A 21895-nucleotide genomic window follows, 5' to 3' on the forward strand; every position below is an offset into this window, starting at 1 on the left:
TAGGGAAGCGTTTCATGATTGAATTCAACGATCTTTGGCGCGGGCATCCGATCAACGAAAGCGTGTCGACCCCGTGTATCGCTCCCCACAATCTCACCAATCTTGAAGGCAAGACGATCCTCGCGGGTTTTCCGGTTTTCTCGAACCAGTGCGCCATCCGCATGGGCGTCGCGCTCCGCAGGGCGGGCGTTCAGCCGTCGCAGCTCTCGGGCATCTCGCACTGCTCCGTCCATCCGCGCGATGAGATGCACTTCATCAACGCCAGCCAGCTCGCCCAGGGCATCGCGCGGGCGAAGATCGACGGCATCGGCCCGACGGAGAAGTTCATCGGCGCGGACGCCGCCGAGTTCTACCCGAAGATCTTCGGCCGCACGGGCATCATCTACATCCAGGACTATTGGCGCCGCTCCTCCGATACGGGGCGCCCCACCGGCGACCACATCGACGTGTGGAACGGCTACCGCTCCTCCGCGAAATGGCTGATGGAGTGGTTCTCCTGGCTTGGTTACTATTCGAACTATGCCGGCGCCGGAGAGATCTGGTTCTGGGAAGTTAAGTGAGCGCGAAAGAAGACGACCAAGAGGGGTGGGGAGCGCAAGCGGAGACACCCGAGGACGACCGGAGGGGTTCATGCGCTATCTCGTTGCAATCATTTTCGCCATCGTGGGCGCCGCCCTCGCCATGAAGTTTTTGAGCGGCCCCGTGGCGGATTGGGCCGCCCTCCAGTTCAAGTACGAGAGCTCGGACGAGGCCGAGAACATCAACCAGCTCGCTTATATGGTCGTGAACCTCGCCGGCCTCATCGTGGGCTGGACCATCGGCTGGGTGATCGGCGGCCCGCTCCGCGGCGGATCGCGCGCCGACTGAGCCCTCGCGCGCGCCCGGCAAGGGTGCTATCGGAAGTCCTCCGGCGAACGGAAACGGCTGCGACAGGCATGAAGCGGCCGAGGATGGAGTTTGCGGCCCATCGAAGCTTGTCCGCACGAAGCTGAAAGACCCCATTCCCATGACTGACCGCGCGCAGGAGCGCGTTGAGACGATCGAGGTGACGGAGCGCGAGGCGGGCATGCGCCTGGATCGCTGGTTCCGCGTGCACTTCCCCGAAATCACCCACGGCTACCTGCAGAAGCTGCTGCGGTCCGGGCAGGTGAGGGTGGACGCGAAGCGCGTCGAGGCCAAGGAGCGCCTCGAAGCCGGTTCCAAGATCCGCGTGCCGAAGGCCGCGCGCACGCCGCGCGAAGGAAGCCCCGCCGCCGCGCAGGCTTCCGTTCCGTCTGCATCGAAGGCCGATCGCGAGCTGATCGAGAGCATGATCCTGTTCGAGGACGACGACGTGCTCGTCCTCAACAAGCCGTTCGGCATCGCGGTGCAGGGCGGCACGGGGACGCGCCGCCATATCGACGGCATTCTCGCCGGTATGGTCGACCGCTTCGGGGACCGCCCCCGTCTTGTCCATCGGCTCGACCGTGACACCACGGGCGTTTTGCTGGTCGCGAAGCATCGCGCCGCGGCGGCGAAGCTCGGCCGCATTTTCCAGACACGCTCCGCCGCCAAGACCTACTGGGCTCTCGTCAAGGGCGTGCCCAAGCCGCCGCAGGGCAAGATCGAGGCCGCACTCGTCAAGGCGTCCGGTCCCGATGGAGATCGCATTCGCAAGGCGCGGCCCGGCGAGCAGAAGGAAGCCATGCACGCCACCACGCACTACTCGGTGATCGACCGGGTTGCGCATAAGGCGTCGTGGGTCTCGCTCAAGCCGGTCACCGGGCGTCAGCACCAGCTCCGCGCGCACATGGAAATGATCGGGCACCCGATCGTCGGCGACAACAAATATGACGGCGGCATGGATCTGGTGGCGGAGAACATCGAGCCGAAGCTGCACCTTCACGCGCGCAGGCTCATCATTCCGCACCCGGCCGGGAAGGCGAAGATCGACGTTTCCGCACCCCTGCCGCCCCACATGCTCGTCACCTGGGATTTGCTGGGTCTCGATCCGCGCCGTTTCGACAAGGACGATGGCTGAGGCATGACGGCCGTGAAGCTCGTCATCTTCGATTGCGATGGAACGCTGGTGGACAGCCAGCACGTCATCGTGGCCGCTATGCAGGGCGCGTTCGCATCGGAAGGGCTGATCGCACCCCCGCGTGACCGCATCGTCGGCGTCGTTGGCCTGTCGCTCGACATTGCGGTCGCGCGCCTCGTGCCGGAGGGGACGGACTTCGAGCGCGTCGACCGGCTGGCGGAAGCCTACAAGGCCGCCTTCGGCGAATTGCGCCGTCGGCCCGATCACGTGGAACCCTTGTTCGCTGGCGTCCGCGAGACGCTGGCGAAGCTCGCGGCACGGGACGGCGTTCTTCTGGGCCTCGCCACCGGTAAATCGCGCCGTGGCGTGGACGCCGTGCTCGAGCGTGAGGGGTGGGGGGATCTGTTTGCCACCATCCAGACGGCCGACACGCACCCCTCGAAGCCACATCCGTCCATGATCTACGCCGCCATTGATGAGACGGCCGCCGAAACGCCGGACACCGTGATGATCGGTGACACCACCTTCGATATCGAGATGGCACGAGAGGCCGGCACCTCCGCGATCGGCGTAAGCTGGGGCTACCACCCGGAGGATGCGCTCCGGGCGGCCGGCGCGCACCACGTCTCGGCCGATTGCGCCGAGCTCGAGCAGGCGCTCGATCGCATCGTATTCCATCGGGAGCGAGCTTGATGACGGGTGACGAGACGAGGTCCAACGGCAAGGCCAATGGCGCGCCGGGGCTCGAGATCAAGGATTCGCTGCGCGCTCCGCTTCCGAAGCGCTTCTACAAGTCCGTTTCCGTCGAGCAGCAGCCGGAAGGCTTCGCGATCCTGCTCGATGGACGCGCCATCAAGACCCCCGGCAAGCGCGCGCTCGTCGTTCCGGCCGAGGCGCTGGCGGACGCCATCGCCGCCGAATGGGCAGAGCAGGGCGAACGCATCGACCCGGCCACAATGCCGCTCACCCGCATCGCGAACTCCGCCATCGATGCCGTGTCCGCCCGCATGGCGGAGGTCGTGGGCGATGTGGTGGCGTTCTCGGGCAGCGATCTTCTGTGCTACCGCGCCGAATCTCCGGAGACGCTGGTGCGCCGGCAGGCCTCGGCATGGGATCCTGTGCTCGCATGGGCGCGCGAGGAGCTGGAAGCGGAGTTCAAGCTTCAGAAGGGCTTGATGCCGATCGAGCAGCCGCCCGAGGCTCTGCAAGCCATCGGTCGCGCGCTGGGCAGCTTGGATGCGCTGAGCCTCGCAGCGCTTCACGTGCTGACCACCATCGGCGGCTCGGCCCTGTTGGCGCTCGCTCATTCCAGGGGACGTCTGTCTCTCGACGAGGCATGGGCCGCGGCAACCGTGGACGAGACGTGGCAGCGCGAGCAGTGGGGCTATGACGCCGAGGCCGAAGCGCAAGCCGCCGCCCGCTTCGCCGAGTTCAGCGCCGCAAGTCGGTGTCTTCGCCTTCTTCATCCTCTTCGATGATAAGAGCGGACTCCCGCGAGCTGTCCGGGCTGGACCGCGGCGATTGGATGAACCTCAAAATCACGAACGACAGAAGCGCGGCCACGATCGCGAGCATGTAATGGCCTGCGCCTGACGCGACGCCGAGTGCACCGGCCATCCACATGCCAGCACCCGTGGTGAGCCCTCGCACGCTATTGCGTCCCTGGATGATGGTGCCCGCCGCGAGAAACGCGACGCCCGCGGTGACGGCTTCGATGATACGGATCGGATCGGACGCGCCCTCGGAATGGCTGAGGCGTACCGTCTCGTAGATTTCGAATGTCAGCACTGTGAAGACTGAAGCCGCGAGCGCAACCAGCATGTAGGTGCGGATGCCGGCCGGACGATCTCGCTCTTCCCGATCCCAGCCGAGCAGCGCCGCAAGCGCCGCTGCGAGCACGAGACGAAACACGACCTCCACATAAGCGAGAGACCCCGAGGGATAGAGAAGCTCGAGAGCAGTCACGGCTGAGTTCCTCCGGAGGACGTGAAACGGGCAGGAGGATAAGCCAAGTCGCTCTTCAGAGAAATGATAAATTCAAACTATCAGTCTTCGTCATTTCTCTTCGGAACGGTGATGTCGACTCCCGGCGCTTGAATGCGAGTCTTCTCGTTGTCGGACTCGACGGTAGTGCCTGGCGCGTCGACGCGCGTTCCTTCGCCACTCGAAACAGCAGGGCCGGATGCATCTCTCTGTGCAATTGCGAGAGCACCTCCCATCAGCACGACGGCCGCCACGAGAATGAGAAGCGTAGTGCGCGACATGAAAACTCCTGTGAGAAATCCACTTGCTCGTGAAAAAACGCTCGCGGTGCGAAAGCGTTCCCTCATGTGCAGCATGCCGCGCCCGTTTCGAAGCGCGCGTTAGATCTTCGTTTACCTAATCGGCCGCAGATTGGTGGCAATCTGGAACAGGAGGAGTGGGCCATGGTGCCGACTGCAGCCATTGCCGTGCGCACAGATGCCCCCGTTCGCCGGGCAATGCTGGCAACGGGCGCGCTCATCGTGCTTGCCGCTCTTCTCGTGTCGGCAAAGGCGAGAGCTTCGGATCTGGTCGTCGCCTACGACCAGTCGCAGCTTCTGCGTCTGCCGCGGCCGGTGGCCAGCGTCATCATCGGCAACCCATCGATCGCCGACGTTGCGATCCAGGGCGGCAACTTGCTCGTGGTGACGGGCAAGACCTTCGGTGTGACGAACATCATCGCGCTCGATGCGGAGCGCAACATCATCCAGGATCAGCGCATCGTCGTTCAGCGCGACGAGGTCCGCACGGTGAATCTGACCAAGGGCGGATTGCGCCAGTCCTATAGCTGCACGCCGAACTGCTCGCCGACGCTCACGATCGGCGACGATAGCGCGTACTTCGATACCATTCAGAAGCACGCCACGGCGAAGACGAAGTTCTCCGACGGCCGCAGCGGCGAAGGCGGCGCCGGAGAGGGGCAGTAAGCCCTGAAGAGAAGGACGCCCTAGGCGTCCGCGCCGTTTCTTGGCGTGCACATCGAGCGCTTGCCGCCAGCCTTGATGAAGGCCACGATTTCCATCACCGTCGCGTGGTCCTTGAACTCGTCGGCCACGTCGGCCACGCGCTCGAGAAGCGTGCCTTCCTGCGCGAACAGAAGACGGTAGGCGCGCCGCAGGTCGTGGATCTCGCTGCGCGAGAAGCCGCGCCGCTGTAGCCCCACGATGTTGAGGCCGGAGAGGTAGGCGCGATTGCCGAGCGCCATGCCGTAGGGGATGAGATCCTGCTCGAGGCCGCTCATTCCGCCGAGGAAGGCGTGTTGGCCCACGCGGGCGAACTGGATCACGGCCGCGCCCCCGCCGATGATGACGAAGTCGCCGACCTCGACGTGCCCGGCAAGCATCACGTTGTTCGAGAGGATGACGTTGTTGCCCACGGTGCAGTCATGGCCCACGTGAGAGTTCGCGAGGAACGCGCACGAGTTGCCGACCACTGTCTTGAGCCCGCCGCCTTCCGTGCCGGGGTTCATCGTCACCCCTTCACGGATCAGGCAATCGGTGCCGACCTCGAGGGTCGAGGCCTCGCCCTTGTATTTGAGATCCTGCGGCTGGTGCCCGATGGACGCGAACGGGAAGATGCGGGTCCGTGCGCCGATCGTCGTGCGCCCGGTCACCACCACATGGCTCTGAAGCTCGACGCCTTCTCCGAGCGTGACGTTCGCGCCGACCACCGAGAACGGCCCGATCGTCACGCCGTCCGCGATCCGGGCCCCGTCCTCGACGATCGCGCTGGGGTGTATCCTGGTCTCAGCCATTCTTGCTCGCCGCGAACGCCCGAGCCTCTGCGGTGTCGGCGAGCATGGCGCTGATCTCCGCCTCTGCCACCGTGTGACCGTCCACCTTCGCCTCGCCGTAGAAGCGCCAGACGCGGCCGCGGTTCCGGATCTTTCTCACGTGGTAGTGCAGCTGATCGCCCGGCAGCACCGGCTTGCGGAACTTGGCCTTGTCGATGGCCATGAAATACACGAGCTCGGTCTTGTAGTCCTCGCCCAGGCTGTGCACGCAGAGCGCGCCCGCCGTCTGCGCGAGGCCTTCGATGATCAGCACGCCCGGCATGACCGGATACTGGGGAAAGTGCCCCTGGAAGAACGGCTCGTTGATCGTGACGTTCTTTATTCCCACGCACGTCTCATCGCCGTTGATGTCGTAGATGCGATCGAGAAGAAGGAAGGGGTAGCGATGCGGCAGCAGCTTCAGGATCTTGCTGATATCCGCTGTCGTCGCTGAAGATTTCTTCGTCGCGTCGTCCATCCCCATTACACTCCTTTTTGCCCAACCGGTCTCGACTCTGGCGAGGGCATTCGATCCAAAAATTTCAGGTGCTGCTCGCGTCGTCGTCGGGGCGATCCCCGCCGCGCTTTGCGAGCCGCGTTACGGCGGCCACTTCACGCGCCCATTGCTTGAAAGGTCGCGCGGGAGTACCCGCCAGCACAGCTCCCGGCGGAACATCGTCCTTCGGATGAGAGCCGCCTGCGATTTGCGCTCCGTTGCCGATCTTGATGTGTCCGACAGCGCCGGACTGACCGCCCATGACGACGTAGTCACCGAGTTCGGTCGATCCCGAAATACCGACCTGCCCGACAATCACGCAATGGCGCCCGATGACTACGTTGTGCCCGATCTGGACGAGATTATCAATTTTCGTCCCCTCACCAATGATGGTATCCTTAAGCGCCCCGCGATCGACGGTTGAATTTGCTCCAATCTCGACGTTGTCCTGGATAATGACCCGCCCGACCTGCGGCACTTTGAGGTGCCCCTGGGCGCCCATCGCGAAGCCGAAGCCGTCCTGTCCGATCCTCACGCCCGCGTGCAGAATGACCCGGTCTCCGATCAGGGCATGCATCACGGATGTAAGCGGGCCGATGTAGCAGTCACGGCCGATCGAGACCCGGTAGCCGACCACGGCACCGGCGGCAATGCGGCTTCCCCGCCCGATCCTGGCCTCGGGGCCGATGATGGCGCCTGGCTCGATCTCGGCCCCATCCTCGATCTGCGCCGAGCGAGAGATGCGCTGCTCCTCGCCCGCCCCGGCCGCCTTGCTGCGGATAGCTTCCGGATAGAAGAGCCCGAGCGCCATTGCGAACGAGCGGTAGGGAGACTTGACGATGAGCGGGATGGTATGCGCTGGCACGCGATCGGCGAACTGCGCGGAGACCAGGCACGCCCCCGCCTGCGTCGCGAGAAGCTGGGGCAGATACTTGCGGTTCTCGAAGAACGAGAGGTGACGTGGTGAGGCCTCGGAGAGCGGCTGCACGCTGTCGACCTTACGCGTCTTGGCCGCGTCGTCGCCCCGCACCTCAGCCTGAACCGCCGCAGCGATCTCAGCCAGCGTGAAGGGCCCGGCGTTATGGAAGAAACCGGGGTGGTTCATGGCGTGTGGACCTCGATAACCTAGATCTCGATCGCTTCGGATGCCGCTGGCCCGGAGCGTGACTTGAGGGCGCTCTCGCGAGTGGCCCGGCAGGGATGACGCGGCGGCACGGGACGTCCGGTGCGCGCCGGATACTCGAAGTTGGGCCCCGGTTTTCCGACAAAAAGCGCGCTTTAACAAGCGCCAGGGCCGGGAGAAGCGCGCCAATTCAGCGGAAAACCCGACGGAGGCGGCCGGCGGCCCAAATCTCAAAGCCCACGGCATACACCCCGTAAACAGGCCGCCAAGGGCGAGACCTATGCAACGAAGAGGAGGGGCTGAGGGGGGGGCCCAAAAGGAAACGCCGCGCAGAGCGCGGCGTCGCCTTCAAGATGGGTATGTCTCTTAGAACTTGGTCGAAGCGCCGAAGCGGAAGAACTGTTCCTCGTCGTACTTCTCTTTGGTGAGCGCCTTCGCGAAGTCCATGCGGATCGGGCCAACCGGCGAGTTCCACATGATGCTGGCGCCGACCGACGAGCGGATCGAGGAGTCGTCCGCGAGATCGATTTGACCAGCAGCATCCATTTTTTTAGCCAAGTCGTTGGCATTAAACAGCGAGCCAGCGTCCGCGAACACCGCGCCCGAAAGGCCAAGGTCGTCCGGAATGAAGGGCAGGGGGAAGCGGATTTCGGCCGTCGATGCCCAGAAGGTCGTACCGCCAATCGCGTCCCGACCCGAGCTGGCCAGATCGCGCGGACCGAAGCCGCCCCGATCGAAACCGCGGATCGTCTCACCGCCGCGATAGTAGAGGTCCGTCAGACGGATGTCGTCGCCACCCCAGCCTTCGATGTGGCCGCCGATAACACGGCCAACAAAGGTGATCTTCTCGGAGATCGGATAGTAAGCGCGGCCTTCACCGTTGACGCGGACGTACTGAACGTCGCCGCCAAGACCAGCCATATCAGTCGAAACCTGCAGATAGTAGCCGCTGGTCGGGTTCTTTGGATGGTTGCGCTTGTCGTAGGTAAGCGAGGTACCGAACGAGGAGGTGAGCGAGTCTTCGCCGCGTGTCCTGATTTCCTCCATCACGAGCTTGGAGACACGCGCTTCGTACTTCGCCTCCACGTCGATGGTGCTGTAGTCGAGCGTGTAGCCCGTCTGCATCCAGAGGTTCTCGGAGAGCGGGAAGCCAAGGCGAACGGTGCCGCCGGTGCGCGTCGACGAGAAGCCCGACTCGTCCGTCTGATCGACTTCCTTATGGAAGAGATCGAAGCCGGCCGAGAGGTTGCGGTCGAGGAAGCGCGGCTCGGTGAACGAGAGGTCCACCTGCATACGCTCCAGAGAGCCCGCCAGCTTGAGGCGCAGGAACTGGCCATTGCCGAGCAGGTTGCGCTCGCTGATGCTGACGTCGCCGATCACGCCTTCCGAGGTCGAGTAGCCGGCGCCGAACGAGAGTTCGCCGGTCGACTGCTCGACGAGATCCACGTCGAGCACGACGCGATCCTGTGCAGAGCCGGGACGGCGCTTGATATCGACGGACTTGAAGAAGCCGAGACCGTTGAGGCGCTTCTTGGCGCGGTCGACGAGCAGCGGGTTGTAAGCATCGCCCTCAGCGAGGCGGAACTCGCGGCGGATCACGTGATCCTTGGTGCGCAGGTTGCCGCTGATGTTGATGCGCTCGATGTAGATGCGCGGACCTTCATCGACGATGTAGGTGAGCGCGATCGTGCGCGTTGCGGGGTCCGGCACCGCGCGCGGACGCACGCGGGCGAAGGCAAAGCCCTGCTCGGCGGTGAGAAGCGTGAGCTTCTCTGCGCTCTTGTCGATGTCGGCGCCGTTATAGGTTTCGCCCTGATGGGTGAGCACCTCGCCGATCAGGCTCTGCGGATCGGCACCAGGAAGCGAGCTTTCGATCGTGACGTTGCCGAACGTATAGAGTTCGCCTTCGTCGATCGCGAAGTTCACGTAGAAGCCCGAGCCCTCACGATCCAGCTCTGCATTGGCTGCCACGACCCGCACATCCGCGTAGCCGTTCTTGAGGTAGAACTGGCGCAGAAGCTCGCGGTCTAGGTTCATACGATCGGGGTCGTAGATGCTCGTGCCCTTGAGGAAGTCGAACCAGCCGCTCTGAGTGGTCGAGACGATGTCGCGGAGCTGTGCGTCGGAGAAGGCGTGGTTGCCGACGAAGTTGACGCCCTGAACCTTGGTGGCGCCGCCTTCGTTGATCTCGAAGACCAGGTTCACGCGGCTCTGCTCGAGCTCGATGATCTTGGGCTCGACGGACGCGGCGAAGCGGCCCTGCCGGCGGTAGACGTCGAGAATGCGCTGCACGTCGCCCTGTACGCGGGCGCGGGTGTAGACGGAGCGCGGCTTGAGCTGAACTTCGGCGCGCAGCGTGTCGGTGTCGACTTCGCTGTTACCTTCGAAGGCCACCTGATTAATGACCGGATTTTCGACGACGTAGATAACGACAGCCTGGCCGTCCTGATCGATCGAGACGTCTGCGAAAAGGCCCGTAGCGAAGAGAGCCTGCAGCGAGCGGTCGACCTTGCCGGCGTCATAAGCCTCGCCGACGGAGAATTGGAGATAGGAGCGCACGGTCTCCGGCTCGACGCGCCGGTTTCCTTCCACGCGAATTTCTCGCACGACACCCTGCGCCTGCGCAGGGCTCGCCATAGTCACGAACTGCGTGACAAAAGCTGCAGGGGTTACTGCTGCCAGCCAAAAGAGGAGGCGCATTCCCCCCAATGACATGATCCGTAACTGCACCATGTGCGGATCTGCCTCGCCTTTCTTGTGCCGATCCCCCTCGGCTCCTGAACCCGTCGGCAATGGTTCAGCGCCGTAGTCCCGTCGTGATCTTGTCCGAGGTTGATCCCCCGAATAAGCGACCCAAATCGGCGCAACAAATATCGAAGCCCCCAGCCTCGAATCGCGCCGCCTAAGCCGTTCACTTAGGCCATTCTTAACAACTGGGTAAGAGGCTGGGAAGTGGCAAGTTTACGTCACTCAATTCAGATTCTAGCCGCCACCAAATAGCCACCTTTTCCCAAGGCGCATCAGGTCATTGAGGTTGACGAACACGACCAGCATCAAGACCACCGCGATGCCGATCTGGAAGCCGATCTCCTGCACGCGCTGGCTCAGCGGGCGGCGCCGGATGGCCTCGATCGCGTAGAACACGAGATGACCGCCGTCCAGGACGGGAATCGGCAGCAAATTCAAAAGGCCGATGTTCGCGGAGATGAGGGCGGTCCAGCGCAGCAGCGGCTCCCAGCCGAGCTCGACGACACGGGCCGTGACCTCGGCCATCAGGATTGGGCCGCCAACCTGATCGGCCGACTGGCGCCGGGTGACGATGTCCGCGATGCCGGTGATCGTCTGAACGATGTTTGCATAGGTTTCGCGGATTCCCAGGCGAACGGCCTCCGGAAAGGAGACGGCGACCGGTTCCGGGCGATCGGGTGCGACGCCGATCCGTCCGCGATCTACGGTTGTCCCGTCAGGCTGCTTGGTCTGGGTGGTCTCGGGAATCACGTCGACCGTCTGGGGCGTACCCTTACGGTCGATGGTGAAGGCGAGGGAACGTCCGGCCGCGGGGCTCACCGCTGAGATCACGTCCTCGAACGAGTTGACGCGCGTCCCGTCGATGGCGACGATCACGTCGCCTGCAGCAAAACCGGCCTTCGCGGCTGGCGAATCCGGGATGACGGCGCCGATCCGGGCCGGAATGTTGCGCCGGACACCGATGTCGCCGAGGCTGACCGTGACGCCGAGGTCGTCCTTGTGTTCGCGCATGGCGGGGTGCACGGGGAACGTCAGGCTCTTGCCGTCGCGATCGACGGTGACGGAGAGCGTCCGCCCACTGCTCGTGGTGACGATGCGAACGACATCGTCGAAATTCTCGATCGACCAGCCGTCGATTTCGGTGATGAGGTCGCCGGCTTTGAGGCCCGCCTTCTCGGCCGGCATGCCCGCGACCACCTCGTCGACGCGCGCGCTGACCATGGAGACGCCATAGGCTGCATTGACGCCGGTGTAGATGAGGGCCGCGATCAGGAAGTTCGCAGCCGGACCGGCGGCGACGACCAGCGCGCGCTTCCACACCGGCTTGCCGTGGAACGAGCCGGCCTGCTGCTCGGGGGAGAGTTCGACGGCGGTGCCGGGCTGGCTCGCCGCGTTGGCGTCATCCAGGAACTTGACGTAGCCGCCGAGCGGAATAGCCGCGATCCGCCACCGCGTTCCGTGGCGGTCGTAAAATCCGAAAAGCTCACGCCCGAAGCCGATCGAGAAGGTCGTGACGGTGACCCCGCACCAGCGGGCCACGAGAAAATGGCCCAGCTCATGGAAGAATACGACCACGCTGAGCACGAACAGGAAGCCGAGCCCCTGAAGGATCCACGTGAGAACCTGGCTGAGTAAGCCTTCCATCATTCTGCTTAATTCCCGTTGCTTAAGTCGTGCGCACCCCGCTCCCGGCGGGGACCTTTTCCGGCCGCTTTGCGCAATTTATCCCGGAAGCATCATCCGTGCCATGTTTCGCGCTTCGCCGTCGACGGCGAGCACGTCGTCCAGTGTATCGACACCATTAAAGAGACCCCGAGCTTCGGCCTTTTCAAGACAAGAGGCCACGGTGCTGGCGATTTCCAGGAAACCGATCCGCCGTTCGAGGAATGCGGTGACGGCTATCTCGTTGGCAGCGTTCAGAACAGCGGGCGCGGCGCCGCCGCGGCGAAGCGCCTCGATCGCGGTACCGAGCGCGGGGAAGCGGTCGAGATCCGGAGCCTCGAACGAGAGGCTGCCGAGTGTCACGAGATCGAGGCGGGAGACCGGCGTCGCAAGCCGCTCGGGCCAGGCGAGCGCCAGCGCGATCGGCGTGCGCATGTCCGGTTGCGAGAGCTGCGCCATGACCGAGCCGTCCTCGAGCATCACGAGGCAGTGCACCACGGATTGCGGATGCACGATCGCCTCGAGCTGGTGCGCGCCGACTGGAAAAAGGTGGAACGCCTCGATCAGCTCCAGCCCCTTGTTCATGAGCGTCGCGGAATCGATGGTCACCTTCGCGCCCATCGACCAGTTGGGATGCTTGAGCGCCTCCTCCGGCGTCACGCGCGAAAGCCGTTCCTTGTCGAAAGTACGGAACGGCCCGCCAGAGGCCGTGAGGATGATCTTCTCGATGGAGCGGCCCGGCGTCTGCCCGATCGATTGAAAAGCGGCCGAGTGCTCGCTGTCCACCGGCAGCAGTTCCGCGCCGTGCTGTTCCACCTCGCGCAAAAAGATGTCGCCTGCGCAAACGAGGCATTCCTTGTTGGCGAGTGCCACGCGCGAACCCTGCCGCGCGGCGGCGAACGTGGGCCTGAGCCCTGCCGCACCAACGATGGCGGCCATCACGCAGTCGGCGGGCTCGAGCGCGGCGGCTTCGATGGCGGCGGCGCCGGCCGCGGCGCGAATACCCGTCCCGGAAAGCAGAGACTTGAGTTCGTCGTAATGAGCTTCCTCGCCGATGACCGCGATCTTCGCCCGATGCGTGATCGCAAGCTCGGCGAGACGGCGCGCATTGCATTGCGCGGTCAGGGCCACGACGTCGAACTTCTCGGGATGGTGTCCGACGAGGTCGAGCGTGCTCTTGCCGATGGAGCCGGTGGCGCCGAGGATCGAGATCCGCACTGGCCCGCCGGATGCGCTGAGCGCCGCCCGCGCAAGATCGCCAGGCCGGTCCTTACGGTCAGCCGCGCCGTTCGATACGCTGACCGCCTCGGCCATGCTACGCCAGTCTCCATCCGTTGCGCGGACGCGTTATGCGTCACATCGGGTCATTCTACCAGCACAGGCCGGCGCCTGCCGCCTCATTCGCCGCCGATCGGCAGCCCTGCCAAGAGCGCGCTCGCAGGCGCCTGTGGGTCGAGAAACAGCGCCGCCAGCGCGACAGCGACGGCCACAGTCACGAGACCGTCCATACGATCCATGAAGCCGCCGTGCCCGGGGAGCAGTTGGCTCGCGTCCTTGACGTTGAAGGCCCTCTTCAGCGCCGATTCCGCAAGGTCTCCCGCCTGCGCGATGAGCCCCATGAGAACGCCTGCCGCTGCGAGGCCCAAAACCGGGCTTCCGATCACATACCCGAAGGTGCCAGCCGCGAGGCCCGCCGTCGTGATGCCTCCGATGAGCCCGCTCCACGTCTTGTTGGGCGAGATCCGGGCGGCGAGACGCGGACCGCCGATCAGGCGCCCGAAGGCGTAGGCGGCCGTATCCGTCGCAGCGACCACGAGCACGATGAACAGCACGGCATGGAACCCATTCGGTTCGTCGCCGCGAAGCCAGAGCAGCGCCACCGCCGGGAGCCCGGCATAGCCAACGCCCGCTGCGGACAAAATCGGGTGCCCGCCGAATTCGAGCGCGAGCACGATGATGGTGCCGATAAGAAGCACGGCGACGCCGAGCGCGGCGAACCCGAAGCTCGCGAGCGCGACGGCCGCGATGATGGAGAGGCCCTGCACGATCAGGCAGATGTCGATGCCCTCGCCACGCACGACACGGCACCATTCCCAGCTCATCACCAGCGCCACGACGAGCACGAGCCCCGCGAACGGGAGCACGCCGGCCCAGGCGAGGCCGAAGGCGACGACAGCGAGCGCGATGGCCGACGCGGCTCTCGACCAGAGGTCGGAAGACTTGGGTGGTGGCGCGATGATCCGCGGTTCTGCAAGAGTTCCATCTTCTTCCATGCGGGCCGGCCTCTAAGCCGTCGACCGGCAGGGCAGGCCGCCGAACCGGCGCTCGCGCGCCTTGTACTGAGAGACGGCTTCCAGAAGCAGCTCGCGGCCGAAGTCGGGCCAGTAGGCATCAAGGAAGACGAACTCGGTGTAGGCGCACTGCCAAAGCAGGAAGTTGGAAAGACGGCATTCGCCGCTCGTGCGGACGAGAACGTCTGGGTCCGGAACGTCGCCGGTGTCGAGCGCGGCTGTGATCCGCTCCGGCGTGATGTCCGCAGGCGTGAGGCGTCCCGCGGCCACGTCCTCCGCCAGCCGGCGCGCGGCCCGCGTGATCTCGCTGCGCGCGCCGTAGTTGAAGGCGATGATCAAGGTCAGGCGCGTATTCTCGCGCGTTAGTTCGCACGCCTCGTCGATGAGGGCCTGCATCTCGGGATCGATGTTCTCCCGCTCGCCGATCACGCGGACGCGCACGTTGTTCTGATGCAGCTCCGCGAGATCGCAGCGGATGAAGCGCTTCATCAGCCCCATCAGGTCGTCGATCTCGGCCTGCGGGCGCGACCAGTTTTCCGAGGAGAAGCTGTAGAGGGTGAGATAGGGGATAGAGAGATCGATCGCCGCCTTCACCGTGCGCCGCACCGCCTCCACGCCTGAGCGATGTCCGAGTGCGCGGGGCAATCCGCGCTCCGCCGCCCACCGACCGTTGCCGTCCATGATGATAGCGACGTGCCGAGGCATGATTGCTGCGCTGGGCGTCGCCTCGGAGGATATCGATCTGTCTGCCACGGGCATTCGAGCTTTGTTGCGGCTTCAGGTGGTCGGATCGTTGCGGCCAGCCCTGCGCCGATGGCGCGGGCCGTACGTTCGGAACAGGGACACTAGAGCATTTTCGAGCGAAGTGGACACACGTTCATCGTAGAAAAATGCAGCAAAAAACAAACCATCGGGGCGCTGTCCGATCCGGCCGGGAAGCGGTCTGACCGGAAAACGTCCCAAAGGCCTGTTTCCTGGGGGCGCGTAGGGGAAGCACCGGAGTCTTCCGGGTGCTATCCAGCGCGCTCCGAGGCCGGATCATAGGCCGCTTCGACGGCCCACGTCAGTACCGGACGGCACATCGAGACCCGGGAAACTGTGCTTGCGGGCGCTACCGTGCCAGTTTCATCACTCTGGCACGGGAGCTCCAGTCTTCGTATGGAATTTGGAGAGTAAGTCACATCTTTATTGATGGGACGGAAGCAAACCGCCACTCAGACCTTGTGGATCTCGGCTTCCTTGGTCTGCAGCGTCTGGTCGATCTCCTTGATGAGCTTGTCGGTAAGCTCCTGCACCTTTGCGGAGTTCTTGTGGTGCTCGTCCTCGCTGATCTTGCCGTCCTTCTCGAGCTTCTTGAGAAGGTCCATGCCCTCGCGCCGCACGTTACGCACCGCCACGCGGTGGGCCTCGGCATATTTGTGAGCCTGCTTGGCGAGCTCCTGGCGCCGCTCGGCGGTGGGGGCGGGGATCGGCAGGCGGATGATCGTGCCGTCCACGACGGGGTTCACGCCGAGGTTGGCCTCACGGATCGCCTTGTCGACGGCCTGAAGGTTACTCTTGTCCCAGACCTGCACGGAGATCATGCGCGGCTCCGGCACCGTAACGGTCGCCACCTGATTGATCGGCATGCGCGCGCCGTAAACGTTGACCTGCACGGGATCGAGCAGATGGGCGCTTGCGCGGCCGGTGCGCAGGCCTGCCAGCTCGCGCTTGAGAGCTTCGAGAGAAGCGCGCATCCGCGCCTCGATATCCTTGGGATCGAAAGTCGTGATCGACACCGGGGTGTTCTCCTTCTTGTCTTCGCCGGCCGGCGCAAACGCGCGCGAGCCTGGATCGGGACTGCTCGAGACCGGTCCGCGCCGCGGGGGTCTCTCGATCGGATGTGGCGCGGGGGCGCGTCTGAGATGCTCGATCCCGGAGACGGGCGCGCCCGGCCGTTTGAAACCGAGGTCCTTGCGGCTCAGTCGTGAATGACCGTCGCCCGTGCGGATCCCGTGAGCAGCTTGTTCAGATTGCCCGGCTCCTCGATGGAAAAGACAATTACCGGAAGATGATTGTCCCGGGCAAGGGCGATTGCCGCGCCGTCCATGACCCTTAGGTCGCGGGCGAGAACGTCGGAATAGGTGAGCCGCTCGAAGCGCTGGGCGTTGGGGTCCTTCTTGGGGTCCGCGGAGTAGACGCCATCCACCTGAGTAGCCTTGGCGACCGCATCGCAGCCCATCTCGATCGCCCGCAGCGTGGCGGCCGTATCGGTCGTGAAGAACGGATTGCCCGTTCCGGCAGCGAAAATGACAATTCTCTTTCGTTCGAGGTGGTAGAGCGCCCGGTGGCGCACATACGGCTCGCAGACCGTCGGCATCGTGATGGCCGAAAGAACCCGCGCCGGCGCGTTGGCCGCTTCCAGCGCGCTCTGAAGCGCGAGCGCGTTCATGACCGTGGCGAGCATGCCCATGTAGTCCGCCGTCGCGCGGTCCATGCCCTTGGCGGCGCCCTGCAAGCCCCGGAAGATATTGCCGCCGCCGACCACGACCGAGAGCTCGCATCCCGCCGCCAGCGCCTGCGACAGGTCGGCGGCTAGGCGGTCCACGACAGCCGTATCGAGACCGTATCCGTTGCGCCCCATCAGGGCTTCGCCGGATAGCTTGACCAGCAAGCGCTTGTATTTCAGCGATCCACCATCCGTAGCCATGCGGGCCTCCGCAATCTCGAACCTTCGTCGTGTCGTCGTGCGAGCGAGTTAGCGCGTTCCGGCCGAAAGCTCGACAGCCAAACGCGCGCACTCGCAAAAAAAAGCCGGCGCTCTCGCCGGCTTTTGATCTTGCTGCGGTCAGCCCGCTTTGGCTGCGCCGACCGTCTTCGCCACTTCCGCGGCGAAATCCTCGGCCTTTTTCTCGATGCCCTCGCCGAGGGCATAGCGCACGAAGCCCGCGACCTTGACGGGAGCGCCGACGTCCTTCTCCGCCGACTTCAGGATCTCGGCGACGGTCGCCTTGCCGTCGATGACGAACACCTGCTTCAGCAGAACGGACTGGTTGATGAACTCCTTCTGCAGGCGCCCTTCGCTTGCCTTGGCGAGGATCTCGTCCGACTTGCCGGCGTTCTTGGGCTCGGCCTTGGCCTGCTCGACGTAGATCGCGCGCTCACGCTCGATGGCTTCCTTCGGCAGGTCCTCGACGTTGACGACCATCGGATTAGAGGCGGCGATGTGCATGGCGAGCTGGCGTCCGAGCGCCATCAGGCTATCGGTGTCACCGGCGCTCTCGAGCGCGACGAGCACGCCGATCTTGCCCAGGCCGTCGGCGGCCTTGCTGTGCACGTAGTCGGCGACAACGCCTTCCTTGACGGAGAGCGCGGCCGTGCGGCGCAGAGCCATGTTCTCGCCGATCGTGGCGATGGCGTCCTTGATCTGCTGGTCGACGGTGGCCGACGTGCCGGGATAGGTGGCGGTAAGCAGCTTGCTGACATCGCCGTTGGCGGCCAGCGCCAGCGACGCGATGTTCTGCACCATCTCCTGGAACTGGGCATTGCGCGCGACGAAGTCGGTCTCGGAGTTGACCTCGACGACTGCGCCGGACTTGACCTTCGAGAGAACGCCGATGAGGCCCTGAGCCGCAACGCGGTCGGACTTCTTGGCAGCCTTCGAAAGGCCCTTCTTGCGCAGGAGATCGATCGCGGCTTCCATGTCGCCGTTGGTTTCGGTCAGCGCCTGCTTGCAATCCATCATGCCCGCGCCGGTCTTGTCGCGCAGCTCTTTGACGGTGGCGGCGGAAATCGTGCTCATGACTGCTCCTTTTTGCACCGGGCTCGCAGGGTGCGGTGTCTCTGGGGGTGCTTCGGAAAAGCGTGAAACGGCTTTTCGGTGCGAAGCACGTTCACTCGAGTGTTCGGGCCTTTGGCGTGCTTCGGCGAAGCGCGGGAACGACCCGGTAAAATGGCAACCGGCGGGCCGAGGATCGGCCCGCGCGGGAGAAATCGATGCACGAGGCGGGAACCCCGCCTCGCGCTGACTTACCTGCCGTCTCAGGCGGCCGAAGCTTCGACGAGCTTCTTGGCCTGGCCGACCCAGCCTTCCTGCTCGATCTGGCCCTTGAGCTTCAGCTTGCGGTCGAGCGCCGAGAGGTTGTCGGCGTCGAGGTCGGCGATCTGCCAGAAGTGGAAGACGCCAGCGTCATTGAGCTTCTGCTCGATCTTGACCGTGATGCCGGTGATGCGCTTGAGGTCGTCGGCCTCGCCGCGCGGCCCGTCGATGCCGCGGAACACGGTGACGGCTACCAGATCCTCTGAGGGCGGCTCTGCCGAAGCGCCGATGTCGATGCCGGAAGAGCCCTGGCCCCGCTCGAGGCCGTCGAGAGCAGCGCGTGCGATCAGATCGCAGTAGAGCGTGATAGCGCGGCCGGCGTCGTCATTGCCCGGAACCGGGAAGTCGATGCCGTCGGGATCGCAGTTGGTGTCGACGATGGCGACGATCGGAATGCCGAGCTTGCGGGCTTCCTTGATCGCGATGCCTTCCTTGTTCGTGTCGATGACGAACAGGAGATCCGGCACGCCGCCCATGTCCTTGATGCCGCCGAGCGCCTGGTTGAGCTTGTCCCGCTCGCGCTGGATGTTCAGGATTTCCTTCTTGGTGCGGCCCTGCGGATCGGCCAGGATCTCGTCGAGCTGACGGAGACGGCGGATCGAGGTGGAGATCGTCTTCCAGTTGGTCAGCGTGCCGCCGAGCCAACGATGGTTGATGAAGTACTGAGCCGACTTCTTGGCGGCTTCAGCGATCGAATCCGAAGCCTGGCGCTTGGTGGCGACGAACAGCACGCGGCCGCCCGATGCGACCGTATCCGAGACCTTGTTCAGTGCCTGATGCAGCATCGGCACGGTCTGGGTGAGGTCGAGAATGTGGATGTTGTTGCGGGCGCCGTAGATGAAGGGCGCCATCTTGGGGTTCCAGCGGTGAGCCTGGTGACCGAAGTGCACGCCGGCTTCCAGAAGCTGGCGCATGTTGAATTGCGGCACGGACATGTGCGACGTATCCTTTTCCGGTTGATCCTCCGCGTACCCTGAGAAGAAAAATCAAGCTCGATCAACGAGTTGAAGTTTCCACCGGAGCGACCCTGCGGGGCTTTCAATCCGCAAGGCGCATGGAAGTACGCGTGTGAGATGGGGCGGCTTCTACTGTGCTTGACTTGAATTGGCAAGCCTTTCCCGAGAGAAGCGCCCATCGTAAGCTTGCTGACTGACGTGATGGGGGGAGCCTGAATGCGTATCCTGGCCTTTGTGGTGCTCGCCTTTGTGGTCGGCGCGGTTGCCGGGTGGGTCCTCTCCATGTGCGTCTACATTGCGCAAACCGAGTGGTTCGGCGTCCATGACCAGGACGGCGGGGGCGCCATGGCCTACGGCCTCATCATCGGCCCCGCCGTAGGCCTCGGGCTGGGCATCGTGCTCGCAGTGCTCACCGCGCTGCGGCTGACCAGCAGACCCAAGCAAGACGCCGCCCGCTGAAGCGAAGCAGCAACCCGCAGGATCGAGATGGACAAGCCCGTCACTGTGCGCGCCCTACAACTCGGGGAGCGGATCGATCTCAGGGGCCTCGAGCGTGAGGACACGTTCTCGACCAGCCCGTTGGCGTTCCGCACGCCCGAGGGGGGCGCCGTCGTCCTGTTCAAGAGCGGCACCGCTGTCTTCGTGGGTCTCACCCCGGTCGCCGAGGACGCGCTGATCGACAGTCTGGCGGGACGGATCGCCGAGCCCATCGAGGAGAGCGAGCGCGAAAGCGAAACTGCGCACCTCGTCGTCAAACCGGACGCCGACGACCTCGCAGGCCCCGCTGGCACGCTTCACATCCGAAGCCTGGACGCGAACCGTCTGGTGCTGATTGCGCAGGCGCTGGCGACGAGCGTGGCAATGGCCTACGACGAACGGCGCATCGCCCAGGCTTTCGAGCGCATCGCGCCCCTCGCCGAGCGTTTGAAGGGCGGGCGCTTGCCGGAGCAGCCGCAGGCCGAGCTTCTGCGCCAGATTGGCGATGCGCTCCTGATCCAGCAGCGCCTCGCCGGCCGTGTCGATCTCGATGAGAAACCCGACGTTCTCTGGGATCATCCGGAGCTGGAGCGGCTCTGGACTCGCCTGGTCGACGAGTACGATCTCACTGTGAGAAGCCGCGCGATCGCGCGCAAGCTCGAAGCCATTCAGGAAACCTCGGCGACACTCACCGATCTTGTGAGCACGCGCACCAGCCATCGCCTCGAATGGTACATCATCGCGCTCATCCTGCTCGAGGTCGTGCTCGGGCTGTACGACAGGATCTGGAAATAGCTGCCCCGGAGCGATCGCGGAGTATGGCGAGCGCGCGGAAGTCGCCCGCAGCGCGACGCGAGTTCAGTTCGGCTTTCTGGGATGAAGGGGCGGTCGTCTATGCGATCGCGGCGCAGCGCGCGAGTCTGCGGGATGTGCAGCGGCTTTCAATAGCGAGAAAGCAGCCTCGTCGGAGATGTCGGGAAATTGGGCCACGATAAATCGGGCCGTGTTGATGATGTTCCGGTCGGAAACCGGAGCGTGGTGCTGGGAGCTTTGTTTTATCGTTCGCCGCAAGGTCATTTGGCATCTATCCCGCCAGATGTGCACGAGCTGAGGTCGTGTCGCCATGCAATGTGCTATCGCAGCATGAGATTGACGCAGTAGCAATCGAACTTTGGATCAACAAACGAGCATGCATCTAGATTAGATAGTGAAAATAGATAGTTAGATCTCGTGACGCAGTGCAAAAAAATAGTGCAAAATCCAGCCGCCGGGGAGCAAGTGTCCGTCTGGAAGCGTTCGATCGGCAGGCAGGAGAGGCTGCCTGCTTCGAGAGACTCGAATTGGAAAGGGACGCTACGCGGGATCCTCTGAAAACCCGATAGCGCTAGGATCGGTTTGATAAATACCGGTCTCCAGAAGGCCGACGATCGATCTCAGATCGAGCTTTGCGATTTCGATCGCCGCTGCCGTGCGGTTGATAACGTCGAGTTTCTTCAGGACTTGGCTCGAGTGAGCCTTCGCGGTCGATTCTGTGATTTCGAGTTCATGGGCGATTTGCTTGTTCAAATAGCCCTGATGGATCAGCTTCAAAACGCGCAGCTCCTGCCTCGATAGCGACATCACCTTTCTGATTGCGCCGTCGAGGTTGGGGCTCAGCTCGGTTTGTAGCCCCGGAGAGCCCCCTGGTATGACCTGGTCCCCGGCGAGAACGGAATGAATGGCCTCGACGAGAACCTTCTTGCTCTCAGCCTTTGAGACGAAGCCGGCTGCCCCGCAGAGCAGGGACGCGTGCACGAGGGAGTCGTGGTCGGAAGCCGATACGACGATGACCGGGAGGTTGGGAAAGCACACGCGCAGTTCGAGCAGGCCGGTGAGGCTCTGGCTGTCGGGGAGCCAGAGATCCAGAAGAGCAAGGTCGAACCGCTGGGATCCGGCCAGCACGCGCAAGGCCTCGGCGATCGTGTACGCACACGTGACCGACGTATTGTCCATGGAGCTGGTGACGGCGAGTTGGAGCGCCTCGGCGTAGATCGGATGATCTTCCACGATCAGAAGCTTCGTCGTCATTGCGGCGCAAGAACCTCGACGGAAAAAGCCTCCCGGAGCGGCTCGCCGGTCTCGAGTGCTGCGTTGGGCGCGTTCTGGATCAAGGTTTCCTCCTGGGAGATCGCGGAGAGGTCCCGACGCGCCGCGTCATTGGCGCAGTCATGGCCCCGGAGCATCCCGAAGCTAAGCCGAACTGGCTTGGCGC

Annotated in this window: 23 protein-coding genes; 8 read left to right on the plus strand and 15 right to left on the minus strand. The window is 64.1% G+C overall.

Translation table 11 applies throughout. From position 1 onward, the window contains the following. The first annotated feature begins 14 nt into the window (after positions 1-14). The 5 genes from F812_RS25475 to F812_RS0111430 all read left to right on the plus strand — a co-directional run bounded on the left by F812_RS25475 (position 15) and on the right by F812_RS0111430 (position 3498). A complete protein-coding gene (locus F812_RS25475) occupies positions 15-560 on the plus strand; it encodes a type VI secretion system amidase effector protein Tae4 (protein WP_020086112.1) in 546 nt (181 codons plus the stop codon). Positions 561-630: 70 nt separating this feature from the next. Continuing rightward, entirely contained in the window at positions 631-867 is a 237-nt protein-coding gene (locus F812_RS0111415) for a hypothetical protein (protein ID WP_020086113.1), read from the plus strand. A 139-nt stretch (positions 868-1006) separates the two neighbouring features. Further along, the gene (locus F812_RS0111420) at positions 1007-2020 is read left to right on the plus strand and encodes an RluA family pseudouridine synthase (RefSeq protein WP_020086114.1); all 1014 of its coding nucleotides are present in this window, start codon (positions 1007-1009) and stop codon (positions 2018-2020) included. Positions 2021-2023: 3 nt separating this feature from the next. After that, positions 2024-2713, plus strand: a complete 690-nt coding sequence (locus tag F812_RS0111425) for an HAD-IA family hydrolase (RefSeq protein WP_020086115.1) — start codon at positions 2024-2026, stop codon at positions 2711-2713. Then, entirely contained in the window at positions 2713-3498 is a 786-nt protein-coding gene (locus F812_RS0111430; RefSeq protein WP_020086116.1) for an ATP12 family chaperone protein, read from the plus strand. Before F812_RS0111425 ends, F812_RS0111430 begins: the two co-directional genes overlap by 1 nt. Here the strand turns inward: F812_RS0111430 and F812_RS0111435 are convergent. Together F812_RS0111435 and F812_RS0111440 are read right to left on the minus strand one after the other, a co-directional pair. After that, entirely contained in the window at positions 3452-3985 is a 534-nt protein-coding gene (locus F812_RS0111435) for an MgtC/SapB family protein (RefSeq protein WP_020086117.1), read from the minus strand. The genes F812_RS0111430 and F812_RS0111435 overlap by 47 nt on opposite strands. A gap of 80 nt (positions 3986-4065) precedes the next feature. Next, the gene (locus F812_RS0111440) at positions 4066-4284 is read right to left on the minus strand and encodes a hypothetical protein (protein ID WP_020086118.1); all 219 of its coding nucleotides are present in this window, start codon (positions 4282-4284) and stop codon (positions 4066-4068) included. Positions 4285-4446: 162 nt separating this feature from the next. Here F812_RS0111440 and F812_RS0111445 point away from each other — a divergent pair, with 162 nt between their 5' ends. Beyond that, on the plus strand, positions 4447-4968 hold the full coding sequence (locus F812_RS0111445) for a pilus assembly protein N-terminal domain-containing protein (RefSeq protein WP_020086119.1): 522 nt from the start codon (positions 4447-4449) through the stop codon (positions 4966-4968). Between the two features lie 20 nt (positions 4969-4988). On the opposite strand, the gene lpxA is transcribed toward F812_RS0111445, so the two are convergent. The 12 genes from lpxA to F812_RS0111505 all read right to left on the minus strand — a co-directional run bounded on the left by lpxA (position 4989) and on the right by F812_RS0111505 (position 19146). Further along, positions 4989-5795 carry an acyl-ACP--UDP-N-acetylglucosamine O-acyltransferase gene (gene lpxA, locus F812_RS0111450; protein WP_020086120.1) on the minus strand — a complete coding sequence of 269 codons (807 nt, stop codon included), beginning with the start codon at positions 5793-5795 and terminating at the stop codon, positions 4989-4991. Then, positions 5788-6291 carry a 3-hydroxyacyl-ACP dehydratase FabZ gene (gene fabZ / locus F812_RS0111455; RefSeq protein ID WP_020086121.1) on the minus strand — a complete coding sequence of 168 codons (504 nt, stop codon included), beginning with the start codon at positions 6289-6291 and terminating at the stop codon, positions 5788-5790. The genes lpxA and fabZ overlap by 8 nt, the downstream gene beginning before the upstream one ends. A gap of 64 nt (positions 6292-6355) precedes the next feature. Beyond that, entirely contained in the window at positions 6356-7414 is a 1059-nt protein-coding gene (gene lpxD / locus F812_RS0111460) for a UDP-3-O-(3-hydroxymyristoyl)glucosamine N-acyltransferase (protein ID WP_020086122.1), read from the minus strand. A 384-nt stretch (positions 7415-7798) separates the two neighbouring features. Then, positions 7799-10069 (minus strand): outer membrane protein assembly factor BamA, encoded by a 2271-nt coding sequence (gene bamA, locus F812_RS0111465; RefSeq protein WP_245257672.1) that lies wholly within the window; start codon positions 10067-10069, stop codon positions 7799-7801. 345 nt (positions 10070-10414) lie between these two features. Beyond that, positions 10415-11827, minus strand: a complete 1413-nt coding sequence (gene rseP / locus F812_RS0111470) for an RIP metalloprotease RseP (RefSeq protein ID WP_083929168.1) — start codon at positions 11825-11827, stop codon at positions 10415-10417. A 75-nt stretch (positions 11828-11902) separates the two neighbouring features. Beyond that, entirely contained in the window at positions 11903-13156 is a 1254-nt protein-coding gene (locus tag F812_RS0111475) for a 1-deoxy-D-xylulose-5-phosphate reductoisomerase (RefSeq protein WP_020086125.1), read from the minus strand. 83 nt (positions 13157-13239) lie between these two features. Beyond that, a complete protein-coding gene (locus tag F812_RS0111480) occupies positions 13240-14115 on the minus strand; it encodes a phosphatidate cytidylyltransferase (RefSeq protein ID WP_020086126.1) in 876 nt (291 codons plus the stop codon). A gap of 12 nt (positions 14116-14127) precedes the next feature. After that, positions 14128-14892: an isoprenyl transferase gene (locus F812_RS0111485; RefSeq protein ID WP_020086127.1), complete on the minus strand. Its 765-nt coding sequence runs from the start codon at positions 14890-14892 to the stop codon at positions 14128-14130. A 455-nt stretch (positions 14893-15347) separates the two neighbouring features. Next, complete coding sequence (gene frr / locus F812_RS0111490; protein WP_020086128.1) at positions 15348-15911, minus strand: ribosome recycling factor; 564 nt, start codon at positions 15909-15911, stop codon at positions 15348-15350. Positions 15912-16093: 182 nt separating this feature from the next. Beyond that, entirely contained in the window at positions 16094-16822 is a 729-nt protein-coding gene (gene pyrH / locus F812_RS0111495) for a UMP kinase (protein ID WP_020086129.1), read from the minus strand. 138 nt (positions 16823-16960) lie between these two features. Further along, positions 16961-17914 carry a translation elongation factor Ts gene (gene tsf / locus F812_RS0111500; protein WP_020086130.1) on the minus strand — a complete coding sequence of 318 codons (954 nt, stop codon included), beginning with the start codon at positions 17912-17914 and terminating at the stop codon, positions 16961-16963. A 239-nt stretch (positions 17915-18153) separates the two neighbouring features. Next, on the minus strand, positions 18154-19146 hold the full coding sequence (locus tag F812_RS0111505; protein ID WP_020086131.1) for a 30S ribosomal protein S2: 993 nt from the start codon (positions 19144-19146) through the stop codon (positions 18154-18156). Positions 19147-19383: 237 nt separating this feature from the next. On the opposite strand from F812_RS0111505, the gene F812_RS0111510 reads away from it, so the two are divergent. Together F812_RS0111510 and F812_RS0111515 are read left to right on the plus strand one after the other, a co-directional pair. Then, positions 19384-19626: a hypothetical protein gene (locus F812_RS0111510; RefSeq protein ID WP_020086132.1), complete on the plus strand. Its 243-nt coding sequence runs from the start codon at positions 19384-19386 to the stop codon at positions 19624-19626. A gap of 27 nt (positions 19627-19653) precedes the next feature. After that, positions 19654-20439: an RMD1 family protein gene (locus F812_RS0111515; RefSeq protein ID WP_020086133.1), complete on the plus strand. Its 786-nt coding sequence runs from the start codon at positions 19654-19656 to the stop codon at positions 20437-20439. 558 nt (positions 20440-20997) lie between these two features. Here the strand turns inward: F812_RS0111515 and F812_RS23600 are convergent. After that, positions 20998-21711 (minus strand): response regulator, encoded by a 714-nt coding sequence (locus F812_RS23600; RefSeq protein ID WP_020086134.1) that lies wholly within the window; start codon positions 21709-21711, stop codon positions 20998-21000. Positions 21712-21895 lie beyond the last annotated feature (184 nt).

This window comes from Hyphomicrobium zavarzinii ATCC 27496 (assembly GCF_000383415.1).
GTDB classification, from domain to species: domain Bacteria; phylum Pseudomonadota; class Alphaproteobacteria; order Rhizobiales; family Hyphomicrobiaceae; genus Hyphomicrobium_C; species Hyphomicrobium_C zavarzinii.